Consider the following 21277-nt stretch of genomic DNA (forward strand, 5'->3'; position numbering starts at 1 on the left):
AAGCCATTCTTTCGAATGGCTCACATTATTTTTATTTGTTCATTTCTACAAAATATTTATAGAATAAAGGAATCGTTTCAATACCTTTTAAGTAGTTGAAAATTCCAAAATGTTCGTTTGGCGAGTGAATAGCATCACTGTCTAAACCAAATCCCATTAATATTGTTTTACTTTTCAATTCTTTCTCAAATAAAGCTACAATTGGAATACTTCCGCCGGAACGAACTGGAATTGCAGGAACGCCAAAAGTCTCAGTATACGCTTTGTTTGCAGCTCTGTAACCGATGCTGTCGATTGGAGTTACGTAACCTTGTCCGCCGTGATGTGGTGTTACTTTCACTTTGACAGATTTTGGTGCAAGACTTTCAAAATGCGTTTTAAATAATTGCGTAATTTCTTCCCAATCTTGATTTGGCACCAAACGCATTGAAATTTTCGCGAAAGCTTTGCTAGCGATAACAGTTTTTGCTCCTTCACCTGTATAACCACCCCAAATTCCGTTTACATCTAAAGTGGGACGTATTGAATTTCTTTCATTAGTAACATAACCAACTTCACCCTCAACTTCTTCAATGTCTAAAGCTTTTTTATAATTGTCTAATGAAAAAGGTGCTTTTGCCATTTCGGCTCTTTCGGCAGTAGAAAGTTCTTCTACTTTATCATAAAAACCAGGAATCGTAATGTGATTATTTTCATCGTGAAGCGAAGCAATCATCTTAGTTAACACATTGATTGGATTTGCCACTGCTCCTCCATATAAACCCGAATGTAAATCTCTGTTTGGACCTGTAACTTCAACTTCAACATAACTTAAACCACGAAGGCCAGTTGTAATTGAGGGTTGTGTGTTAGAAATCATTCCAGTATCGGAAATTAAAATAACATCATTTGCTAATTTTTCTTGATTGCGTTCTACAAACCAACTTAAACTTTTAGAACCCACTTCTTCTTCGCCTTCGATCATGAATTTAACGTTGCAAGGCAAGCAATCGTTTGCAATCATGTATTCGAAAGCTTTCACATGCATATACATTTGTCCTTTATCATCACAAGAACCACGCGCAAAAATTGCTCCTTCTGGATGAATTTCGGTCTTTTTAATTACAGGTTCAAAAGGCGGTGATGTCCATAATTCAACCGGATCTGCGGGTTGCACATCATAATGCCCATAAACTAAAACAGTGGGTAGGCTTTTATCAACCATTTTTTCACCATAAACTATTGGATAGCCTGGCGTTTCACATAATTCCACAAAATCGCAACCTGCTTTTTCAAGACTTTCTTTAACCGCTTCTGCAGTTAAAATTACATCGTGCGCATAAGCACTATCTGCGCTTACTGATGGAATCTTTAGTAATTCGATTAATTCGGCTATAAAACGGTCTTTATTTTCTTGAACGTATTGCTTAATATTTTCCATAATGTCTATTGAATAAATTCAAAATTACAAAAAATGTTTAGATTTAATCCCATAAAAATGGATAATCAAATGTTAAATTGCTTTTTCAAGATTTATTTAGAATTACTAATGGAATTCTGTCATTTAGGAAGCTTTAGATAAAAAAAACGGCACTAGTTTATAACAAAAAACCTCTAATTTTTTGAAAATTAGAGGTTCTTATAAATAATCTGTACGGGTAAAAGGACTCGAACCTTCACGCCTCGCGGCACCAGATCCTAAGTCTGGCATGTCTACCAATTTCACCATACCCGCAATAATTGGAGTGCAAATATAGGAATTCAAACTAAAAGAATCAAACAAATAGCTGATTTTTATTTTTATTTTTTTAGGTGCGGCTTTTAAAACGAACATCAAGAAAAAAAGCGTTCGAAAATAAGCCATACGGTAAGAAAATTTATTTAGAAACTTTACCGAAAAAATCAAAACTTAAAAGCTACTTTAAAATAATTCAGATTTGTTTTTGTCTGCTCTAATAAAAAAACCCAACAACTTTCGCTATTGGGTTTCTTCTGTATCAATTATATTAATCATTTAGTTTCAAAACAGCCATAAATGCTTCTTGTGGAATTTCAACATTTCCTACTTGACGCATTCGTTTTTTACCTTTTTTCTGTTTTTCTAATAATTTACGTTTACGAGAGATATCTCCTCCATAACATTTTGCAGTTACATCTTTTCTTAAAGCTTTAATGGTTTCACGTGCAATAATTTTTGCACCAACAGCCGCTTGAATAGGGATGTCAAACTGTTGTCTCGGAATTAATTCCTTCAGTTTTTCGCACATTTTCTTACCAATATGAAAGGCGTTTGCTTCATGAATTAATGCCGAAAGCGCATCAACTGGTTGCGCATTCAACAAAACATCTAAACGAACTAATTTTGACTCACGCAATCCTATTGGATGATAATCAAAAGAAGCGTATCCTTTAGAAACTGTTTTTAAACGGTCATAAAAATCAAATACGATTTCGGCTAACGGCATATCGAAATTTAATTCAACACGCTCCGTAGTTAAATAGGTTTGATTGGTAATAACCCCACGTTTTTCAATACACAAACTCATTACGTTTCCAACAAAGTCAGATTTTGTAATGATTGTTGCCTTGATGTATGGCTCTTCTACTCGATCTAATTTTGAAGGTTCTGGTAAATCAGATGGATTGTTTACAATTAAAATCGTATTTGGTTCTTTCTTGGTATAAGCATGGTACGAAACGTTTGGAACTGTAGTAATAACCGTCATATCAAACTCACGTTCTAAACGTTCTTGGATGATTTCCATGTGCAACATTCCTAAGAATCCACAACGGAAGCCAAATCCTAAAGCCGCCGAACTTTCAGCAACAAACACCAACGAAGCGTCGTTTAGCTGTAGTTTTTCCATAGACGAACGCAAATCTTCGTAATCTTCTGTGTCCACTGGGTAAATTCCGGCGAAAACCATCGGTTTTACATCTTCAAAACCCTTAATCATGTTTACAGTTGGCTCTTTTGCATCCGTAACTGTATCTCCAACCTTTACTTCTTTCGCTTCTTTAATTCCTGAAATTAAGTACCCAACATCTCCTGTAGAAATAATATTCTTAGGCACTTGGTTTAATTTCAAGGTTCCAATTTCATCGGCATAATATTCTTTGCCCGTAGCCATAAATTTAATTTTCTGACCTTTTTTGATTTCACCGTTTATGACACGAAAAATAACTTCAATTCCACGGAACGGATTGTAATGCGAATCGAAAATCAAAGCTTGTAACGGCTCCTCTTTATTCCCTTTTGGTGCAGGAATTTTTTCAATGATAGCCGCTAATATATTTTCAACACCTAAACCGGTTTTACCCGAAGCGTGAATAATGTCTTCTAATTTACAACCTAATAAATCAATAATATCGTCACTAACTTCTTCCGGATTAGCACTTGGTAAATCTACTTTATTCAAAACTGGAATGATCTCCAAATCGTTTTCTAAAGCCAAGTATAAATTTGAAATCGTTTGTGCCTGAATACTTTGCGCTGCATCGACAATCAACAAAGCGCCTTCACAAGCTGCAATAGAACGAGAAACTTCGTAAGAAAAATCCACGTGACCGGGTGTGTCAATTAAATTTAAAATATAATCTTCCCCTTTGTAAGTATATTCCATTTGAATGGCGTGACTTTTTATGGTAATACCACGTTCGCGCTCCAAATCCATACTGTCTAGCAACTGGGCTTTTTCTTCGCGAGCGGTAACCGTTTGAGTAGCTCCTAAAAGCCTATCTGCCAACGTACTTTTACCGTGGTCAATGTGCGCAATAATGCAAAAATTTCTAATTTTCTTCATCTTCTAATTCTGTCAAATTTCCGGAAAATACCGTTCTATTTAATCTGCAAATATAAGCGAAAGTTTTGGATTTTAAAGCAGTTCAATTTCTGGAAACGCCTCTGATTTAAAAAATGTTTATCTTTGCAAAAAAAACACAGCAAAATGTCCAAAATAGGTAACATCATATTGCCCGATTTTCCCCTTTTATTAGCACCAATGGAAGACGTGAGCGACCCCCCTTTTCGTCGTTTATGTAAATTGCACGGAGCTGATTTGATGTATTCTGAATTTATTTCTTCGGAAGGTTTGATTCGTGATGCTGTAAAAAGCAAGCAGAAATTAGATATTTTTGATTATGAGCGTCCGGTTGGCATTCAGATTTTTGGTGGTGACGAAGAAGCTATGGAATTATCTTCACGAATTGTAGATGCCGTACAGCCTGATTTGGTGGATATTAATTTTGGCTGTCCTGTAAAAAAGGTAGTTTGTAAGGGTGCTGGAGCCGGAGTTTTGAAAGATGTGGATTTAATGATTCGACTCACAAAAGCCGTTATCAAAGGAACGAGTCTTCCGGTAACGGTAAAAACACGTTTGGGTTGGGATGAAAATTCTATAAATATTGACGAGGTAGCAGAGCGTTTGCAAGATATTGGCGTGCAAGCGTTGACCGTTCACGCAAGAACGCGTGCACAAATGTATAAAGGACATTCTGATTGGAGTCATGTAGAACGCATCAAGAATAATCCAAGAATTACGATGCCTATTTTTGGAAATGGCGATATCGATTCGCCTGAAAAAGCATTGGAATATAAAAATAAATACGGCTTAGATGGCATGATGATTGGTCGTGCTGCGATTGGTTATCCGTGGATTTTTAACGAAATCAAACATTACTTTGCAACGGGCGAAAAATTAGCCGCACCAAGTATGAAAGATCGAATTGAAGCGGCACGAAATCACCTAATCTGGAGCGTAGAATGGAAAAACGAACGCTTAGGCGTAGTGGAAATGCGCAGACATTATACTAATTACTTCAAAGGGATTCACAGTTTCAAAGAGTACAAACAAAAATTAGTAACTACGGATGGCATTAATCAATTGTTGGATATCTTTACCGAAATTGAAGCTGTTTATAAGGATTATGAGTTTGTGGAGTAATAACTACCCGTGATACACCCTAGAAAAAATAATTTTTCCTTCTTTAATTTCTAAAACTTCGGCGACTAATAAATCTTCTTCGTTTTCTACTTGACGTATGTATTCCATAAAAACACGATCGGTATTTGCAGTTAATGACGTTACTTTATAATGTAAAGTCGGTAATCGATCAAAAGCATCTTGCCACCAAACGCGCATTGCTGGTTTCCCAATAATTAAACCGTTCGTTTCTGGCTGACGAATTTTTAGTTTCGGACTAAAATGTTGGGCTTCGTCATCATATAATGCTAGTAATTTTTCTAAATCTTTGGCATTAAAAGCATCAAACCATCGAATGGCAATTTGTTGTAATTGATTGGGCATAAATTAAAAATTTAAAAGCATTAAAAAAGACACAAAGAAAAAATCGATGTGTCTATCTATTTTATGAACTATATTTTTTTAAGAATTTTTAAGATTGATAATTTCTTGTTCTGTCAAGAATCGCCAATCACCTCTTGGTAAATTTTTCTTGGTTAAGCCCGCAAAAGTTACACGATCTACTTTTAAAACATCATATTTTAGGTGTTCGAAAATCTTACGAACTACTTTTACATTTGATGTTTTCATTTTAATTCCGATTTCGCTTTTTGGCTGATCTTCAATGTACGTAACTTCTTCAACAAAAACTTTGTGATCTTCAATCATCATTCCTGCTTGAATGCGCTCTAAATCTTCGTATTTTAGATTTTTATCTAACGTAACTTGATAAACTTTTGATGAACGTTGGTTAGGAACGGTAAATTTCTGTACAATTTCAGTATCGTTTGTAAACAATAACAAACCCGTTGTGGTTTTATCCATTCTTCCTACTGGAAACAAATTTGATTTCGTAGCATTTCTAACTAAATCTAAAACGTTTGCAGCGCCCATTGTATCGTCACCGGCCGTTGAAAAGTTTTTCGGCTTGTTTAACAAGACGTATTCTTTCTTTTCTGGAGTAATATTTACACCATCAAATTGAACAGCATCAGTTAATTTAACTCTATAGCCCATTTCTGTAACTGGAACGCCATTTACTTTAACATTTCCACTTTGAATATAAATATCCGCATCTCTTCGGCTACACATTCCTGAATTAGAAATGTAGCGATTTAAACGCATTTCGTCTGGATTCGATGGTCTTTTTGGTGCTTTTGGAGCCTTTGGTGCCTCCGGTTTTGCTGCTTCTGGTTTGGTTGCAAATTTAGAGGGCGCTTTACGAATTGGCGCATTTCCTCTAGAGTTACTATCCTTCTTGTAACCTCCCTGTCGTGCAGAACCTGGACGACTTTTATCATTTCCTTGACGTGACATAATTATAAACAAATTTTTGCAAAGATATAACTAATATATGTAAACATCCACATTAGTTTTTTAAATACGAAAATGGGTTGACAATAGAACTAATAAATAGACAGTGAATGCATTAGAATTACTGTTTTGCCGTGAATTAAAACCGCAGGCTCAATCAATACGATACAAAATACTCCCGAAACAATTATGAATTTCAACAAAAAATGTAGTTTTAAGTAATCTGCTTTAGTTGTTGATTTCCACAATTTTAACACAAAAAATAATAAAGCCGCTAAACTCAAATAGAAATAAATATCCATATAACCAATGTCATAAATCTCAACGAGCAAATAAACTGGAATCAAAGTAACAGCAGCTAAAGTAGATATAATTGTTTTTGCTTTATTGTCACCAAAAACAACCGGAATAGTTTTATAATCTGCAACCAAATCACCTTCAATATTTTCCAAATCTTTAATCAATTCCCGGATAAAAATTAGCAAAAACAAGAAGAATGCGTGAGCAAAAATTACGCTATAGAAATTTTTATAATACATTAAAATCCCGAAAAATGGTAAAACTGCGAGAATTGAAGCTGTAAGATTCCCTATTAAAAACATCTTTTTCAGCTTGTGGGAATAGAACCAAATCAAGAAAATATAAGTTGAGAAGAATAAAACTGCACGCCAAGAAACGAAAAACATCAACAAAGCGACCAAGCCATTTATAGCAAAATATACTTTTAGTTTGGTTTCCTGACTGACTAATCGATCAATCATCGCTTTTCGCGGGCGATTGATTAAGTCTTTTTTGGCATCGTAAAAATTATTGATAATATAACCCGAAGCAATCGTTAAAGTTGATGCAATTACTATTAGAAAAAGTCGCCAATCGAGAATAATTTCCATAGCTCTTTTTTCGGGAGCTAGAATAAAAATTGCCGCTAAATATTGCGCTAAAGCAATCACCCAAATATTATACCCTCTAATTACAGAGAAAAAACTGATGATTTTCTTAAGAAGTATTTTGGATTTTCTTGTGAGCATTTTATTTAGTATTCAAAATTTTATGTCCAAAGTAATCTTCAAAAAAAACTTATTAAAAATTATAAACTACTTCTAATTTATAGTCTTTTAAAGAATCTTTCGCTTTGTCTAAATCTTGAGTGAATCCTAAAATATAACCGCCACCGCCAGAACCACATAATTTCAAATAGTAATCATTCGTGTCAATTCCCTTTTGCCAAATTTGGTGAAATTGCTCTGGAATCATCGGTTTGAAATTACTTAAAACTACTTTTGAAAGCTGTTTTGTGTTTTCTAATAAGGATTTCACATCGCCATGCAAGAAATTCTCCACACAAGCATCCGTATATTTGATGAATTGCGATTTTAACATATTCCTGAAACCGTTGTCTTTTAAATTTTCCATAAAAATAGAAACCATGGGAGCGGTTTCGCCCACAATTCCAGAGTCGATTAAGAAAACAGCACCTTTCCCTTCTGTACTTTGTGTAGGAATTCCAGTTGCTTCGATATTATCGTGGGAGTTGATTAAAATCGGGATACTTAAATAACTATTTAACGGATCTAAACCTGAACTTTTCCCGTGGAAAAAAGATTCCATTTGCGAAAAGATAACTTTCAGTTGTAATAATTTTTCACGCGTTAAATTTTCTAAAACGGTAATTTTATTATCGGCATATTTATCATAAATAGCAGCCACTAAAGCACCGCTACTTCCCACACCATATCCTTGCGGAATAGTAGAATCAAAATACATTCCGTTAGCAATATCGGTATTCAAAACAGCCAAATTAAACGTAACTAATTCGGGTTGCTCAGCTTGTAATTGTTTTAAATGCAACGCGAATTTTCTTAAGCTTTCATTTGATTTAATAGCAACATCTGAAGGATTTTCATCACTTTTCAAAGCACCATTATAAAAATTATACGGAATTGAAAGTCCTTTCGAATCTTGGATAATTCCATATTCTCCGAAAAGCAATATTTTTGAGTAAAAAAGTGGTCCTTTCATAATGTTACGAATCAGTTTTAGTGATTTTATTTGGGTTTTGTCGCGTATCAAATACGGAGACAATAACAATTATATTTTTATTAAAATGGCAAAAAAAGCGACACTTGCTTTGTTATTACGCATTTTCTAAATTTTATATTTACAGCAGATGTTGGGAATAACTCTGGATTATGAGTAACCGTTTCAACTATCTTATATAATTTATTTGCAAAATTCCTTCTTATTCTTTCACTCCACTTAAATTCTAAATACTCGAAAATGTTTAGAATTTCTTTTTTTGCACAAGGAGTTATAATTACTTCCCGCATTCTATAAATAAGGCTTAATAAATTCATCAAATGATGAAAATTCACCTCTTTCATATTCCTCTAAAGACTCATTAAGGCTATTTTGTTGGTCAACGCTTAGTTCATCCCACCAATCTTTCTTTTCCTTTTGAAAAACTTTTCGAATGCCTTTAATCACTGAGGGATTTTCTGTTTGCTTCAGCAATTTCATAAGCTCTTGTTTCTCTAATTGAATGTCCATTTTTGGGATATTTAGAATAAAGATACAAATTAATTCGATTGCTTTGCACCATTTCCAATTTCGTCACAAATATAATGCCCTTTTTGGCAAAAGACAACCAATTCATCTTGAATAAATTGCAACACTTTTTCTTTTACATTTTCTGGATATAAAACGTGCACATTTGCACCAGCATCGAGTGTGAAACAAACCGGAATTTGCGTTTGATTCCTGAAGTTCCAAAGTTTGTTGATGATTTCTAAGGTATTCGGTTTCATCAGAATAAAATAAGGCATCGAAGTCATCATCATGGCGTGTAAAGTCAAGGCTTCGCTTTCTACAATTTTGATGAATTCCTCCAAATCTCCATTAGATAGAATGGTTTTCATTTTTGCTAAATTTTCGTGCGCTTGCGCAAATCTTCTATCGGCATAAGGATGATTGTGCATTAAATCGTGTCCAACCGTGCTAGAAACTTGTTTTTCGCCTTTATCAACTAATAAAATAGTATCTTGAAAGTTTTTAAAATTTGGATGAATATCTGAAAACTCAACACCAAATAAATCAGAACTCGCATTAATCTCCGCGTGATTTCCCCAAACAACAACCTGTCCTTTGATGCTTCTACAGGCACTTCCACTTCCTAATCGTGCTAGAAAAGAAGCTTTCGCGAAGAAATAATCTTCAGAAATTGTAGGATTAAGTACTTTTTCTAAACTCATTATGTTCATTGCCAACGCAGCCATTCCGGAAGCAGATGATGCAATTCCTGAACTGTGCGGAAAGGTATTTTGTGTGTCAATTTTGAAATGATATTCCTTCAAAAACGGACAATATTCCTCGATTCTTTCAAAAAATTTTTGAATCTTCGGTTTAAAATCTTCTTTGGATTTCCCTTCAAACAATAAATCGAAAGAGAAAGAAGTGGTATCCGATTTTTTAGCAACTTCCAACTTCGTAATCGTTTTACAGTTGTTTAACGTAAAACTTATGGAAGGATTTGCTGGAATCTGATTTTCTTTTTTTCCCCAATACTTTACCAAAGCAATATTACTTGCCGCACTCCATTCAAATGCAGCGGTTTCTATGGTGTTGGATTTCCCAGCGATAAAATCTTTTTCAGAAAACATAACTTAATATTTTAGCAAAAATACCCAATTTGATTGATTTTTTTCAATGATATTTCGTTAATTTGCTTATAAAATTAAAGTCATGAGTAAATCTTTACGAATTATATATTGTGTAGCCATTTGTTTAGTGGTTGGTTATTTATCGAGTATCACTACGCAATCGAGCATAAATACTTGGTATCCAACACTAATAAAGCCAAGTTTCAATCCGCCGAATTGGCTTTTTGCTCCCGTTTGGACCTTGCTTTTCATCATGATGGGAATTGCTGCAGGAATGATTTGGAACCAGTTAGAAAACCAAAGAGAATTAGTAAAGAAAGCTTTACTTTTCTTCACAGTTCAATTGCTTTTAAATGCACTTTGGTCGTATTTATTCTTTGGATTGAATAACGTTCTATTGGCTTTAATTGAAGTTATTTTGCTTTGGTTGGTTATTTACGAAACCTTTCATATCTTCAAGAAAATTGATAAAAAGGCGGCTTATTTGTTTATTCCGTATTTAATTTGGGTAGCTTTTGCAGCGGTTCTAAATGGAAGTATTTACTATTTGAATAGATAGGGATTTCAAAAATCAATGGCAAGTTCAATGGTAAAAATCAAATAAAAAAATTAGTTTTAACCACAGATTCACGGATTAGAAGTTAGAGATTTAATGAAAAGTTAGAGAGCGAAATCAAACAATATGCACTATTTATCATGCTGAATTCGTTTCAATATCTACTTAAATGAAATGCTGAAACGAATTCAGGATGACAACTATTTTGCTACGCTTTTTACTGTTTCGTGATACTTTCAGCGACAATAAAGCCGCCGGTCCAAGCATTTTGAAAGTTGAATCCGCCTGTAATCGCATCGATATTTAGAATTTCACCGGCAAAATAAAGGTTAGGTAACAATTTACTTTCCATTGTTTTGAAGTTGACTTCTTTTAATTGGATTCCGCCAGCGGTTACAAATTCCTCTTTAAACGTACTTTTTCCATTTACTTGATATTCCCCATTTGTCAATTGTTCGGTAAGTGCGTTCAATTGATTTTTATTTAAATCAGCCCATTTCATTTCTTCCAAAATTCCAGCTGCTTTCACTAAGTTTTCCCAAAGACGTTTTGGCAATTCAAATTGTGGATATTTTAAAACTGACTTCTTTGCATTTTCTTCTTTACTTTCTTTTAGAGCTTCAATAGCTTCATCAAATGAAGTTTCATTTAGCCAATTCACCATAATCGCGAAATGATATTTTTTGTCGGATAATTCTCTTGCTCCCCAAGCTGACAATCTCAAAATTCCGGGGCCGCTTAATCCCCAATGTGTAATTAATAAAGGTCCCGAAGCTTCTAATTTCGACTTTTTAACTTTAACAGTCGCAGGAGTTGATATTCCCATTAATTCTTTAATTCTCACATCTTTCACGTTGAATGTAAAAAGTGATGGAACCGGTTCTTCAATAGAATGGCCTAAATTCTGTAATAATTCCCATATTTTTGGATTGCTTCCTGTCGCCATAACTACTTTTTCGCACGTAAAGACATCTTGCGTTGTGGTTACTTTCCAATGGGTTTCAGTTTTATATAATTCTTGCACACTATGATTTGTTAAAACATCAATTTTTAACTTCTTTACAGCGTCCATGAAACAATCTATTATAGTTTCTGAAGAATCGGAAACAGGAAACATTCTTCCGTCTTCTTCAATTTTTAATTCGACTCCATGTTTTTCGAACCACTCGATAGTATCGCCGGAGCAAAATTGATTAAATGGCCCTTTTAATTCGCGTTCTCCTCTCGGATAAAACTTTACCAAATCATTAGGCACAAAACAAGCGTGGGTTACATTACATCTTCCACCGCCTGAAATCCGTACTTTTTCTAAAACTGTTTTACCGCGTTCTAAAATGGCTACGCTCAGGTTTGGATTATTTTCTACACTATTGATTGCTGTGAAAAATCCGGCTGCTCCGCCGCCAATAATTATGATGTCGTATTTTGAATTCAATGTGATTTATTTTTTGTAAAGATAAGGTTTTAAGACAAACGCTATCAACAAAAAAACCTGCCAATAAAAGCAGGTTTAAATTTATTTTTGTAAGTATATAAGATTAATAAATCGTTTTCTTTAATACTTTTTTACCGTTTGTTAAGGTAATTGTAAGTATTAATCCGCTGTTTGTTTTTTGAATTGAGTGCATTACATGCGCTTGCGAATCTATGTTTTTACTTTGATATAATTTTCTTCCAAGCAAATCGTATACTTCAATTTCCGCTATATTTTCTTGTGTTGATGTAACTGTTAGCCCATTATTTGAAGCAACGAAAACAGCGCTCGCATCACCTGTGAAATCAGCACTACCAAGTGTTTCATTAGTATAACGTATAACAAAACGTGAATTGTTAATTCCCGCCGTACTGGTAAAACGATATGGGTTTACTTTTAAATTGTGAATAATTCCATTTGACTTATCTTCTAAATAAATGTTTTGATTAGTGCTAAACAAACCATCAACCTCAGCGATTGCAATAGTAAAATTGCCAGGGACAGAAGTTTTAAAACCAAGCGGCAGTTGATCATTCCTATCAAACGGTAACGATCTACCTTGAATAGTCATTATTTCGGTATCAATCAAAGAATAGAAATTTTGAGCAGGTTCATAATCTGTAAGCGCATCAAATAATCTGTCTTTTTGCATTGTTGCACCTTCAGCATAAGCGATTAATGTACGCGTAGTTTCTGATGGAGAAATGAAATCTAACCAAATTCGATGACGTTCTAGCGTATCTTCTGAGGTTGTTGTATTTGCTGTGGTTCTGTAAAACTGACTGTTTGAATATCCTTTATCTCGCATTGAATTATTGAACACCACACTTGTAGTTGAGGGATTTCCTGACACAGCATCTTCATTCATTAACACAAAAAATCCTTGTCCAGAGCCAATTACAGACAATGTTCCTGCACCACTTGTGGCCCCAGAAGCATTAATTGCAATATAATCGCCCGCTCTATAATTGTAAACAAAATCATTATAAAATGGATCTGCATTAGCTGAGGATAGTGGTGAAGAATGAGGCCAAACACGCACAAAACCGTCAATTATTGGATTTGCTGCAATGAATTTTGAAACACTAATTGCAGATGGATATGGATTTCCTAATAAATTCCAGTTATCATCTGTATTTAAACGCAAGATTCCGTTTGGCCCTACAGATCCAGCTCCTAGATCAGAACCTCTTTGGATTGCGGTATTGTAAATTCCATTTCTTGGTGTTCCTACAAAGTTTCTTGAGAAAACATCTCTCATAATATAACCTATACCCGCTGACATCGCAGTGTTAGCTGCTCCAAACCAATTTCCTTGACCACCGTTTGGATTTCCCACTACCGCATCCCAAGCATAAATATTGCCGCCGGGAGTTGTCGCTCCATTTACAGGAGATGACCAATATACATAATCAAACAAGTTGCCTGTTGTACTTCGTTGGTAAGAAATAACGCCAGTATTAACTCCTAAATCATTGACTTGGACTAAAGAACCATTATTCATAACATTCAAAGTTCCAGCTACATTTAAATTATTTTGAACCAAAGCATATCTATCCGGAGTAATCGTTAAAGTAAACCCAGCATTTACGTTTAAACTACAGCATTCAAAATTTCCGTTTATCGCTGTGTCATAATTTCCATTAATAATTGCTAAAGTGGAAGTCGTAGGTGGAATTGACCAAGTGCTTCCATTCCAAGTTGTCGTGGCGCGATTTACGGTAATTACTGACGAGTTGCTACTTGTTCCGCATGGTCCCATAGCACGAACTCTATAATAAACAGGATTACTATATACATTTGTTAAATTGATCGATGTAGTATTCCCAATATTTGTATTTTCAAAACCTGAGATAAAAGTTCCTGCTGTAAATGTTGAAGTCGTGGCAATATCAATTATATAAGAAGTTGCTCCAACAAGTGTATTCCAATTTGCTGTAAAACTATCGCAAGAAATAGCCGTCGCAGGCTGTGCAACTGGACCAGAAAATGCAGTAGTTGTTAATTGAATTCTATTAAAAACATTACTTGTTCCGCATGAATACACCGCACGTACTCTATAATGGTAAGTTGTATTATTTGCTAAACCAGTAATATTTAAACTAGTTACATTACCAACGTTTAAACCAGAGTAACCCGTAACAAAAGTTCCTGCAGTAAAACTAGAATTAGTTGCAACATCTAACACATAAGAAGTTGCACTTGGTCTAGTATTCCAATTAGCAGTAAACGAATTACAAGTAATTGTTGTTGCTGCAGTTGATGTAGGAACACCTCCGTCTGGGGTTGTAGTCACTGTAATGACATTACTTTCATTGTTACAGTTTCCTACACTTGAAGCAGCGTTTACGACTCTTCTGTAATAAAGTACAATATCACTCGTGCCTGTATTTGTAATTGTTACCGGTGTGTAATTTTCACTTGTTGCCCCCGAAATATTTGTGAAAGTTATGTTATCTGTAGAAACTTGCCATTGAAAAACAATTGAAGGGTTAATGGTAGATCCGTTATACGCGTAACTTGAACCGTCTAAAAGGCCAGCTGAAATACCACTACAAACTATTCTATTTGCGCCCGCAATTGAATTTGAAGTATTGCTAAAAGGTATAATTTCTATTTCAGCAATATTTTGACCTCCATTTTCATAATAATCAAAGATTAAATCAGCACTGCCATCTAAATAAACTAGCACATTAGAATAAATTGTAGGCGATTGTTCTCTCCATTCATTAAAGACCAATACTCCATCATTATATAACCTAACTCCATCATCGCCTCGTAATCTAACAATGTAACAACCTGCTGGAAGCGTTGAAGTCATTCTATATCTAACCGCAATTTTTTCAGCAGTTATGTTTGTACGAATAGTTCCGCCCGATAAGACTGGAAAACCCGAACCAATTGAAATAAAACCTTCTGCAAAATTTTGACTACCGACATTATAATAACCTACGTAATTTGGTGCATCAAAAGGATAAGAATTTGCTGGTGCAACTGGAGATGCTCCTCCTGGAGGTGCAGAACCGGCTACCCAATTATACACATGACCTACCCAAGTGTCAATAGCTGTAGCTGTTTGATCATCTAAAGTATTCCCAACACCTGTTAATGCAATAGTTAAAGTTACATTACTTGTATTTGTGTGAACACATGCTCCCTGAGAAACAATAATTTTAATATCTCCAGAAAAGGTGGCTGTCCAGTTTATTGAAGTTCCGGTTGCACCAGTTGCACTTATAATTTGCGCATTTGTTGTACCCTCATAAACGTTAATATTTTCATCAAAAGTAGTATCAACGTTACCAACACTAAAGGTGTATTGAAAACCTTGAACCACATTAACTCTAACAAATCGATCTGTTCTTGTAGTAATTCCATAAGATTGACCAGGATTGTTTACCGAAAAAGTTTGCGTCACACCAACTTGCGTATTAGAAATTGGATAAAGACATTGTGAATAAGACATAAATGAACTTAAAACAAATAATAGGGGTAGAATTTTTTCCATAAGAACGACTTCAAGAGGCGTTTATGACCTCTTCATTGCTTTTTAATTTATTAAGCCCTTTAAATTAAAGACTTTACGGTGGTTTTTATTTTTTTAAATATTTTGCAAATGTACTCTTATTTTTTTAAATTTAATTACTTGGAAAGATAATTTAACCATTGTTTAGCCACAAAAAAGCCCAATCGAAATCGATTGGGCTTTTAAAATATATGCATTTATAGACTTAAAAAATTACTTTCTTGGTCACTTTAACGCCGTTTTGTAGTGTTATTTGAATAATTAGCGGTGCACTGTTTTTTTGTAAAGTGTTGATTTGAAATGTTGCTGCATTAATGTTGCTCTCATTGCTTAACAACTGACCTAAAACATTATAAACACGAACACTTTCAAGCATTTCAGTGGAAGCAAAAACAGTAACGACATTAGTGGAAGCTACTGAAACATTTGAATTGATTTCAAAATCTTCACTCCCTAATGTTTCATTTGTATAGCGAAGTACAAATCTTTCATTAGTAATTCCTGCTGCTGCTGTAAAGCTATAAGGATTCACTTTTAAATTATGAATAATTCCAAGTAATTTATCCTCTAAATAAATATTTTGGTTACCACTAAACAATCCGTCAACTTCTGCCAAAGCAATTGTAAAACTTCCTGAATATGCTGCTTTGAATCCAATCTGCACTTGGTCGTTGACATCAAAAGGTAAACCTTTCCCTTGTATGGTAAAAATTTCAGCATCTAATACGGAATAGAAATTTTGTGCTGATTTGTAATCTGTAAAGGCATCAAAAATTCGATCTTTAGCCGAGGTAGCACCTTCCACATAAGCCACTAATGAACGCGTTGTTTCGGTTGGAGAAACAAAATCAAGCCAAATTCTGTGACGTTCTAAATGTTCACCTAAAGCATTTGTGGTATTTGCGGTTCTAAAAAACTGACTGTTCGAGTAGCCTTTATTGCGCATAGCATTATTAAAAGTAACAGTGCTTGTCCCCGCAGGACCTGGATTCATTAATACAAAGAAACCTTGACCACCACCTATTACACTTAATGTTCCAGAACCACTTGTTGCTCCTGAACCATTGATAGCAATATAATCCGAAGCCGTATAATTAGATACGAAATTATCATAAAAAGGATCGATAGTTGCCGTGCTAGGCGGTGTGTTATGTGTCCACAATCTTACGAAACCATCAATTTCGGTATTTGCAGTTAAAAATGAACCAATACTAATCGCTGATGGATATGGATTTCCTAATAAATTCCAATTATCGTCGGTTAACAAACGCATAATTCCATTAGGACCTGCTGATCCTGCACCCGTATCGTCTCCTCTTGTAATTGTTGGGTTATAGATTCCGTTTCTTGGCACTCCCACAAAATTTCTTGAAAACATATCTCTCATAATGTATCCAATACCCGATTGCATAGCTGTGTTTGCTGCATAAACCCAGTTTCCAAGTCCTAAGTTTGGATTTGGCATATCGGCATCCCAAGCGTAAATATTTCCAGAAGGTGTATTTACCGTATTTACAGGTGATGACCAATACACATAATCTAAAGGTGCGCCCGCAGTGTTTCTTTGGAAGGAAATATTTCCTGTATTTGCAATTCCATTTTCAACTTGAATTAACGAACCATTGTTTAAAACAGTAAAAGTACCATTATTTATAAGAGCTTTGTTCACCTGAACATAATCATCTGATGAAACTACAACTGATTTCCCGCTGTTTACTGTTAAATTGCCCGTTGCAATTAAATCATTTGAAATCGAAGTTGTATAGTTATTATTTAATACAACATCATAAAACAACTCCGTTCCTTCTGGAATTACATTGCTTACTATTTGGTCTGTTATTCCATCAAAATAAACGGTTCCGTTTCCTTCTTCAAATGCAATTTGACCCACATTATTTATCCAATTTTTATATAAATGAATTATTCCATCTGGTGTTGCCGTGTTCGAATCGTCCATATCTAAAACTCCAGTATTTGTAATTTGAAGATTACCATGAACTTCTAAAACATTATTATTAGAAGCTTCCAATTGTACTTTACTTCCTGAAATTGTTAAATCATTTGAATATGCGATGTCTGAATATTCATTCGAATAGGTTGCGTTATAATCGATAGCCGCAATATTTAAAGCTGTAGCATCAATTGTTACATTGGTCGTTAAACTTGGAACGGCTAACCCTTCCCAGTTAGCACAGTTAAACCAATTGGTGTCTACATTTCCAACCCATTGTCCTGCTGGATTACTTGGTCCTATTAAAAAAGTTTTACCAGCATTAGTTGTTAATGAAGTTGAAGGGTCTAAAGTATATCTACCTGAACTTAAGGTCCAATTATTCGCTACATCAGAGATTCCTAAAACAATTTGACGAATGGTTGCGATACCGTGTTGTTTGTCATTTTCATAAAAACCACTAGCTGCAGAAGAATTCGTACTTTCCACATTAAAACAAGTTAAAGCCGCTGGTAATCTTGATTGTCTTGTGTTACCAGATGCTGAACTACCACTACATGCACTAGTAATAGGAACCCAAGCCACACGATTTGTTAACCCGTGTAAAAGAGTTCCTGATAAATAATAATTTGCTTCATTAGGCGTAATTGTACCGTCAAAAGCAAAAGAACCTTGCATTAAGTACATTTGGTCGGGATCATTTGAGGAAATATTTGGATTTCCTGAAATTAAAGTTCCAGAAAATTCACTTGTTCTTGTCGTAGCGGTGGTTCCTGTAATTACGTCAACTACCGAAATCCAAGTAAAAAGACTACCTGTAGTTTCAAAACGCAACACTGAACCCGCAGGAATATTTGTTACACCATTATAGGTTAACTTCACTTCATAAGGTCGCTCGGAAGCGTCGTCTCCTCCGCCTCCCCATTTATTGGTTCTTAGATTTGCAGCTGCACCGGCTTCATATCTTGAATTCACTAAAGAAAATGATGTTCCTGGCACGATATCTACTAATGTAGCTATCAAATATTCATCTTCGGAACCGCTGCTATTTACTTGCCCATCATACCCCACAAAAACTAATTCTCCCGGATTAAAAACAGTTCCAGTGGTAGGCGTAACAAGTGTAGCTGTTGCAATAATATCAAAATTATACAGTGCCTCATCGGTATCGTTACTATTTATATTTATGGTGTTTGTAAAAGTTCCAGCTACAGCACTGTTAAATGTAACGGTGAATGAGGTTGAACTTCCTGCCGGAATTGTTGTAATTGCGGGTTGCACAATTACAAACTCTTGTGGTAAAGAAACGTCTGATAGCGTTATTGGACCGCTCAAAACCAAATCAGTAGTTCCTTGATTTTGTATTGTAAATGTTTTAACACTATTGGTATTGATTAAAGCAGCACCAAAATTGGTATTATCAACTACCGAAGGAGTCGTATCGTTATCTGCTATTGTTACTGTATTTCCAGTTACGTTGATTTCTGGACCTGCTATAACAGTACAAAAAACCTGAACGTTATCAATAGTTCTCTCTGCACTTCCAGATGGTCTTGTATCTAAAAATCTTACATAGTAACTCCCTGAATTAAAAAAACTTAAGTCTATACTTTCTAGAATACATGTCGTCGAAATAGTTGTAATTGTTGTTACGTTTGTCCAAGGTGCAGAACCTGTAGGTGAAACTTGAATTGTCATAGACCAAGCATCTGAGTTCGAGCTTCTTCTTTTTTGAAAAGTTAAAGTTTGAGGGTTGATAATTAATGGTGTTATAGCGGCATCATTAGCGCCATTAAAGGCTAAGCCTGAAACACCTTGACATTGTTGCCCTCCTATAAACGTACCATTATTAGTCCAATTTGATGGAAATCCAGATTCAAAATCATTACTCAAACAAGGTCCAGTTCCTAAAGTCAAAACTAACGTTTGATTATCAGAACCTATTCCATTTGTAGCCGTAATTGTAATATTATAACTTCCTGAAACCGTTGGTGTTCCAGAAACGACTCCTGTTGAAGTATTTATAATTAAACCAGCTGGTAAACCGGTAGCAGTAAAACTTGTTGCTATGTTGGTAGCAGCAATTGTATATATAAAAGCAGCACCTTGATTACCAGAAGCCGCTAAACTACTTGTAATTACTGGCGCGCTTACACCATTTCCTTGAATAGCGAAAGTATACGGGTTTTCATTGGCATCATTATTTGCAATAGAAATTGTTGCATTTCTCACGCCGTCGGCTGATGGATTAAAAGTTACTTGAAATGTTGTTGAACCACCCGCAACAACTGAAGCGGCTGGTGAACTCGTAACTGTAAAATCGGCAGCATTTGCACCAGCTATGGTAATTGCTCCAATTGTTAAAGCTGCTGTTCCTGTATTTTGAATGGTAAATGTTCTTACAATTGTTCCTGAAGCAGTTGAAACCGAACCAAAATCAGTGTGGTCTGCTAAAGCAGGTGCTGCATCTCCTGAAACTATTGAAACTGCATTTCCTTGAAGGTTGATTTCTGGTGAGGCTGCGGATGGTAAGACTGTTCCCCCAATTGCCAAACCGTACTGTCCATTACTTGGTGAATTAAAACCCCAACCACCTGTTGATGTTTGACCACTAGCATAATATCTTATCGTAATGGTAACACCATCTGCAACATTTTGAAGGGCTGGTATTCCCGACAAAGTTATTTGCACTAATGTTGCTGGACTACCACTATTTATTTGAGGTGATGCAATCAATGCAAAATTAGTTCCATCTAAACTATATGCAAATTGCGAAGTAACACCAGGTGACGCTGAATAGGTTCCTGTCCCTGCAAATATCGCATCAATTGTTGATAAAGATAATGTGTTTCCAGCTGATGCTGATAAAGTAAATTGAAAAAAATCCGTATTTGTAGTTGCGATTCCATTATTTTGAAAACCTAGAGTTCTAAAAGAATTTACAGCAGCGGAAGCAGTTGCTGTAGTACCTCTAGTTAACAAGTTAGAAGCATCTAAGGAAGCATTGTAAACTTCCGCTGCTGATGTTGCCAAAGGTGTGTTATCATTAGTAAAATCCCAAGCAGCAATCTGTCCCCACCCTAAAACCGAGCAAAATAAACTTAATAAAAGTAATTTTAATTTCATATTTTTAATATATTATATAACTAAGCACTATCTGAAAACGGAAGAGTACCCGCAATTTTGTGCTATTTTTTCTTTATCACTTTCGATTGTTCTTTCCCAACAAAAAGGAACTAAATTATACAAAAATATTGAATATCTGACAACTAAGTGTATTTTTGCGTTATCTTATGTTTAATAAATTGGAAAAGAAAATCCTTACAAGTTTTACAACTCAAGAAATAAAAGCGAAACTGGAACATTACTGCGCTTATCAAGAGCGTTGCTATAAAGAAGTAGACGAAAAGTTATACGCGCTTTCTGCTAATTTGTCAGAAAAAGAAGAAATTCTAACGTATTTAATTGAGAACAATTTCATTAATGAAGAGCGTTTTGCACAAAGCTTTGTTCGAGGCAAACACAATTATAAATTTTGGGGTAAAAATCGCATTATAAATGAGTTAAAATTTCGCAATATTTCTTCAAGAATTATCGCAATCGCTTTAAAAGAACTTTCGGAAGCAACTTATATTTCGAATTTTCATACTGTGGCGGAGAAAAATTGGGAAAGCATCAAAGAAAGAAAAGGGCCAAAAAAGAATAAAAAATTTGTAGATTTCTTACTTCGAAAAGGTTATGAATCGCATTTAATTTATGCTAAATTGAGGGAATTGGATAACCAAAAATCAAACACGGATTAGCACAGGTTTTTTGGAAATTACTTTTTGAAATTGTATTTGCTGTTGAAATCGTATCTT

The 21277-nt window shown here is 34.9% G+C and carries 14 protein-coding genes and 1 tRNA gene; 3 read left to right on the forward strand and 12 right to left on the reverse strand.

Features of this window, described 5'->3' with window-relative positions; translation table 11 throughout:
• Positions 1-31: 31 nt before the first annotated feature.
• From T1L09_RS10760 to lepA, 3 genes are all read right to left on the reverse strand, one after another.
• Positions 32-1420: a dipeptidase gene (locus tag T1L09_RS10760; protein ID WP_322550964.1), complete on the reverse strand. Its 1389-nt coding sequence runs from the start codon at positions 1418-1420 to the stop codon at positions 32-34.
• Between the two features lie 212 nt (positions 1421-1632).
• Positions 1633-1714 (reverse strand) — tRNA-Leu (locus T1L09_RS10765).
• A gap of 271 nt (positions 1715-1985) precedes the next feature.
• Positions 1986-3782, reverse strand: a complete 1797-nt coding sequence (gene lepA / locus T1L09_RS10770; protein WP_322550965.1) for a translation elongation factor 4 — start codon at positions 3780-3782, stop codon at positions 1986-1988.
• Positions 3783-3926: 144 nt separating this feature from the next.
• Here lepA and dusB point away from each other — a divergent pair, with 144 nt between their 5' ends.
• Positions 3927-4922 (forward strand): tRNA dihydrouridine synthase DusB, encoded by a 996-nt coding sequence (dusB, locus tag T1L09_RS10775; RefSeq protein ID WP_322550966.1) that lies wholly within the window; start codon positions 3927-3929, stop codon positions 4920-4922.
• A gap of 3 nt (positions 4923-4925) precedes the next feature.
• Here dusB and T1L09_RS10780 read toward each other — a convergent pair whose 3' ends face one another.
• The 6 genes from T1L09_RS10780 to T1L09_RS10805 form a co-directional block, all read right to left on the reverse strand.
• Complete coding sequence (locus T1L09_RS10780; RefSeq protein WP_322550967.1) at positions 4926-5285, reverse strand: nuclear transport factor 2 family protein; 360 nt, start codon at positions 5283-5285, stop codon at positions 4926-4928.
• A gap of 78 nt (positions 5286-5363) precedes the next feature.
• Entirely contained in the window at positions 5364-6257 is an 894-nt protein-coding gene (locus tag T1L09_RS10785) for a pseudouridine synthase (protein ID WP_422718522.1), read from the reverse strand.
• An 89-nt stretch (positions 6258-6346) separates the two neighbouring features.
• Positions 6347-7282: a geranylgeranylglycerol-phosphate geranylgeranyltransferase gene (locus tag T1L09_RS10790; RefSeq protein ID WP_322550968.1), complete on the reverse strand. Its 936-nt coding sequence runs from the start codon at positions 7280-7282 to the stop codon at positions 6347-6349.
• Between the two features lie 52 nt (positions 7283-7334).
• Positions 7335-8273, reverse strand: a complete 939-nt coding sequence (locus T1L09_RS10795) for a mevalonate kinase family protein (protein ID WP_322550969.1) — start codon at positions 8271-8273, stop codon at positions 7335-7337.
• Positions 8274-8582: 309 nt separating this feature from the next.
• Positions 8583-8801, reverse strand: a complete 219-nt coding sequence (locus tag T1L09_RS10800) for a hypothetical protein (RefSeq protein ID WP_322550970.1) — start codon at positions 8799-8801, stop codon at positions 8583-8585.
• 29 nt (positions 8802-8830) lie between these two features.
• On the reverse strand, positions 8831-9910 hold the full coding sequence (locus T1L09_RS10805; protein ID WP_322550971.1) for a diphosphomevalonate decarboxylase: 1080 nt from the start codon (positions 9908-9910) through the stop codon (positions 8831-8833).
• A gap of 82 nt (positions 9911-9992) precedes the next feature.
• On the opposite strand from T1L09_RS10805, the gene T1L09_RS10810 reads away from it, so the two are divergent.
• Positions 9993-10469 (forward strand): TspO/MBR family protein, encoded by a 477-nt coding sequence (locus T1L09_RS10810; RefSeq protein WP_322550972.1) that lies wholly within the window; start codon positions 9993-9995, stop codon positions 10467-10469.
• A gap of 214 nt (positions 10470-10683) precedes the next feature.
• On the opposite strand, the gene T1L09_RS10815 is transcribed toward T1L09_RS10810, so the two are convergent.
• The 3 genes from T1L09_RS10815 to T1L09_RS10825 form a co-directional block, all read right to left on the reverse strand.
• Entirely contained in the window at positions 10684-11901 is a 1218-nt protein-coding gene (locus T1L09_RS10815; protein ID WP_322550973.1) for a BaiN/RdsA family NAD(P)/FAD-dependent oxidoreductase, read from the reverse strand.
• Between the two features lie 103 nt (positions 11902-12004).
• Entirely contained in the window at positions 12005-15448 is a 3444-nt protein-coding gene (locus T1L09_RS10820) for a hypothetical protein (protein WP_322550974.1), read from the reverse strand.
• A gap of 223 nt (positions 15449-15671) precedes the next feature.
• Positions 15672-20543 carry a choice-of-anchor D domain-containing protein gene (locus tag T1L09_RS10825; protein ID WP_322550975.1) on the reverse strand — a complete coding sequence of 1624 codons (4872 nt, stop codon included), beginning with the start codon at positions 20541-20543 and terminating at the stop codon, positions 15672-15674.
• Positions 20544-20722: 179 nt separating this feature from the next.
• Between T1L09_RS10825 and T1L09_RS10830 the strand changes: the two genes are divergently transcribed.
• Positions 20723-21220, forward strand: coding sequence for a regulatory protein RecX (locus tag T1L09_RS10830; RefSeq protein ID WP_322550976.1), 498 nt, complete (start codon positions 20723-20725; stop codon positions 21218-21220).
• Positions 21221-21277: the final 57 nt, after the last annotated feature.

Source organism: Flavobacterium psychraquaticum, from assembly GCF_034497725.1.
In the GTDB taxonomy this organism is placed as follows: domain Bacteria; phylum Bacteroidota; class Bacteroidia; order Flavobacteriales; family Flavobacteriaceae; genus Flavobacterium; species Flavobacterium psychraquaticum.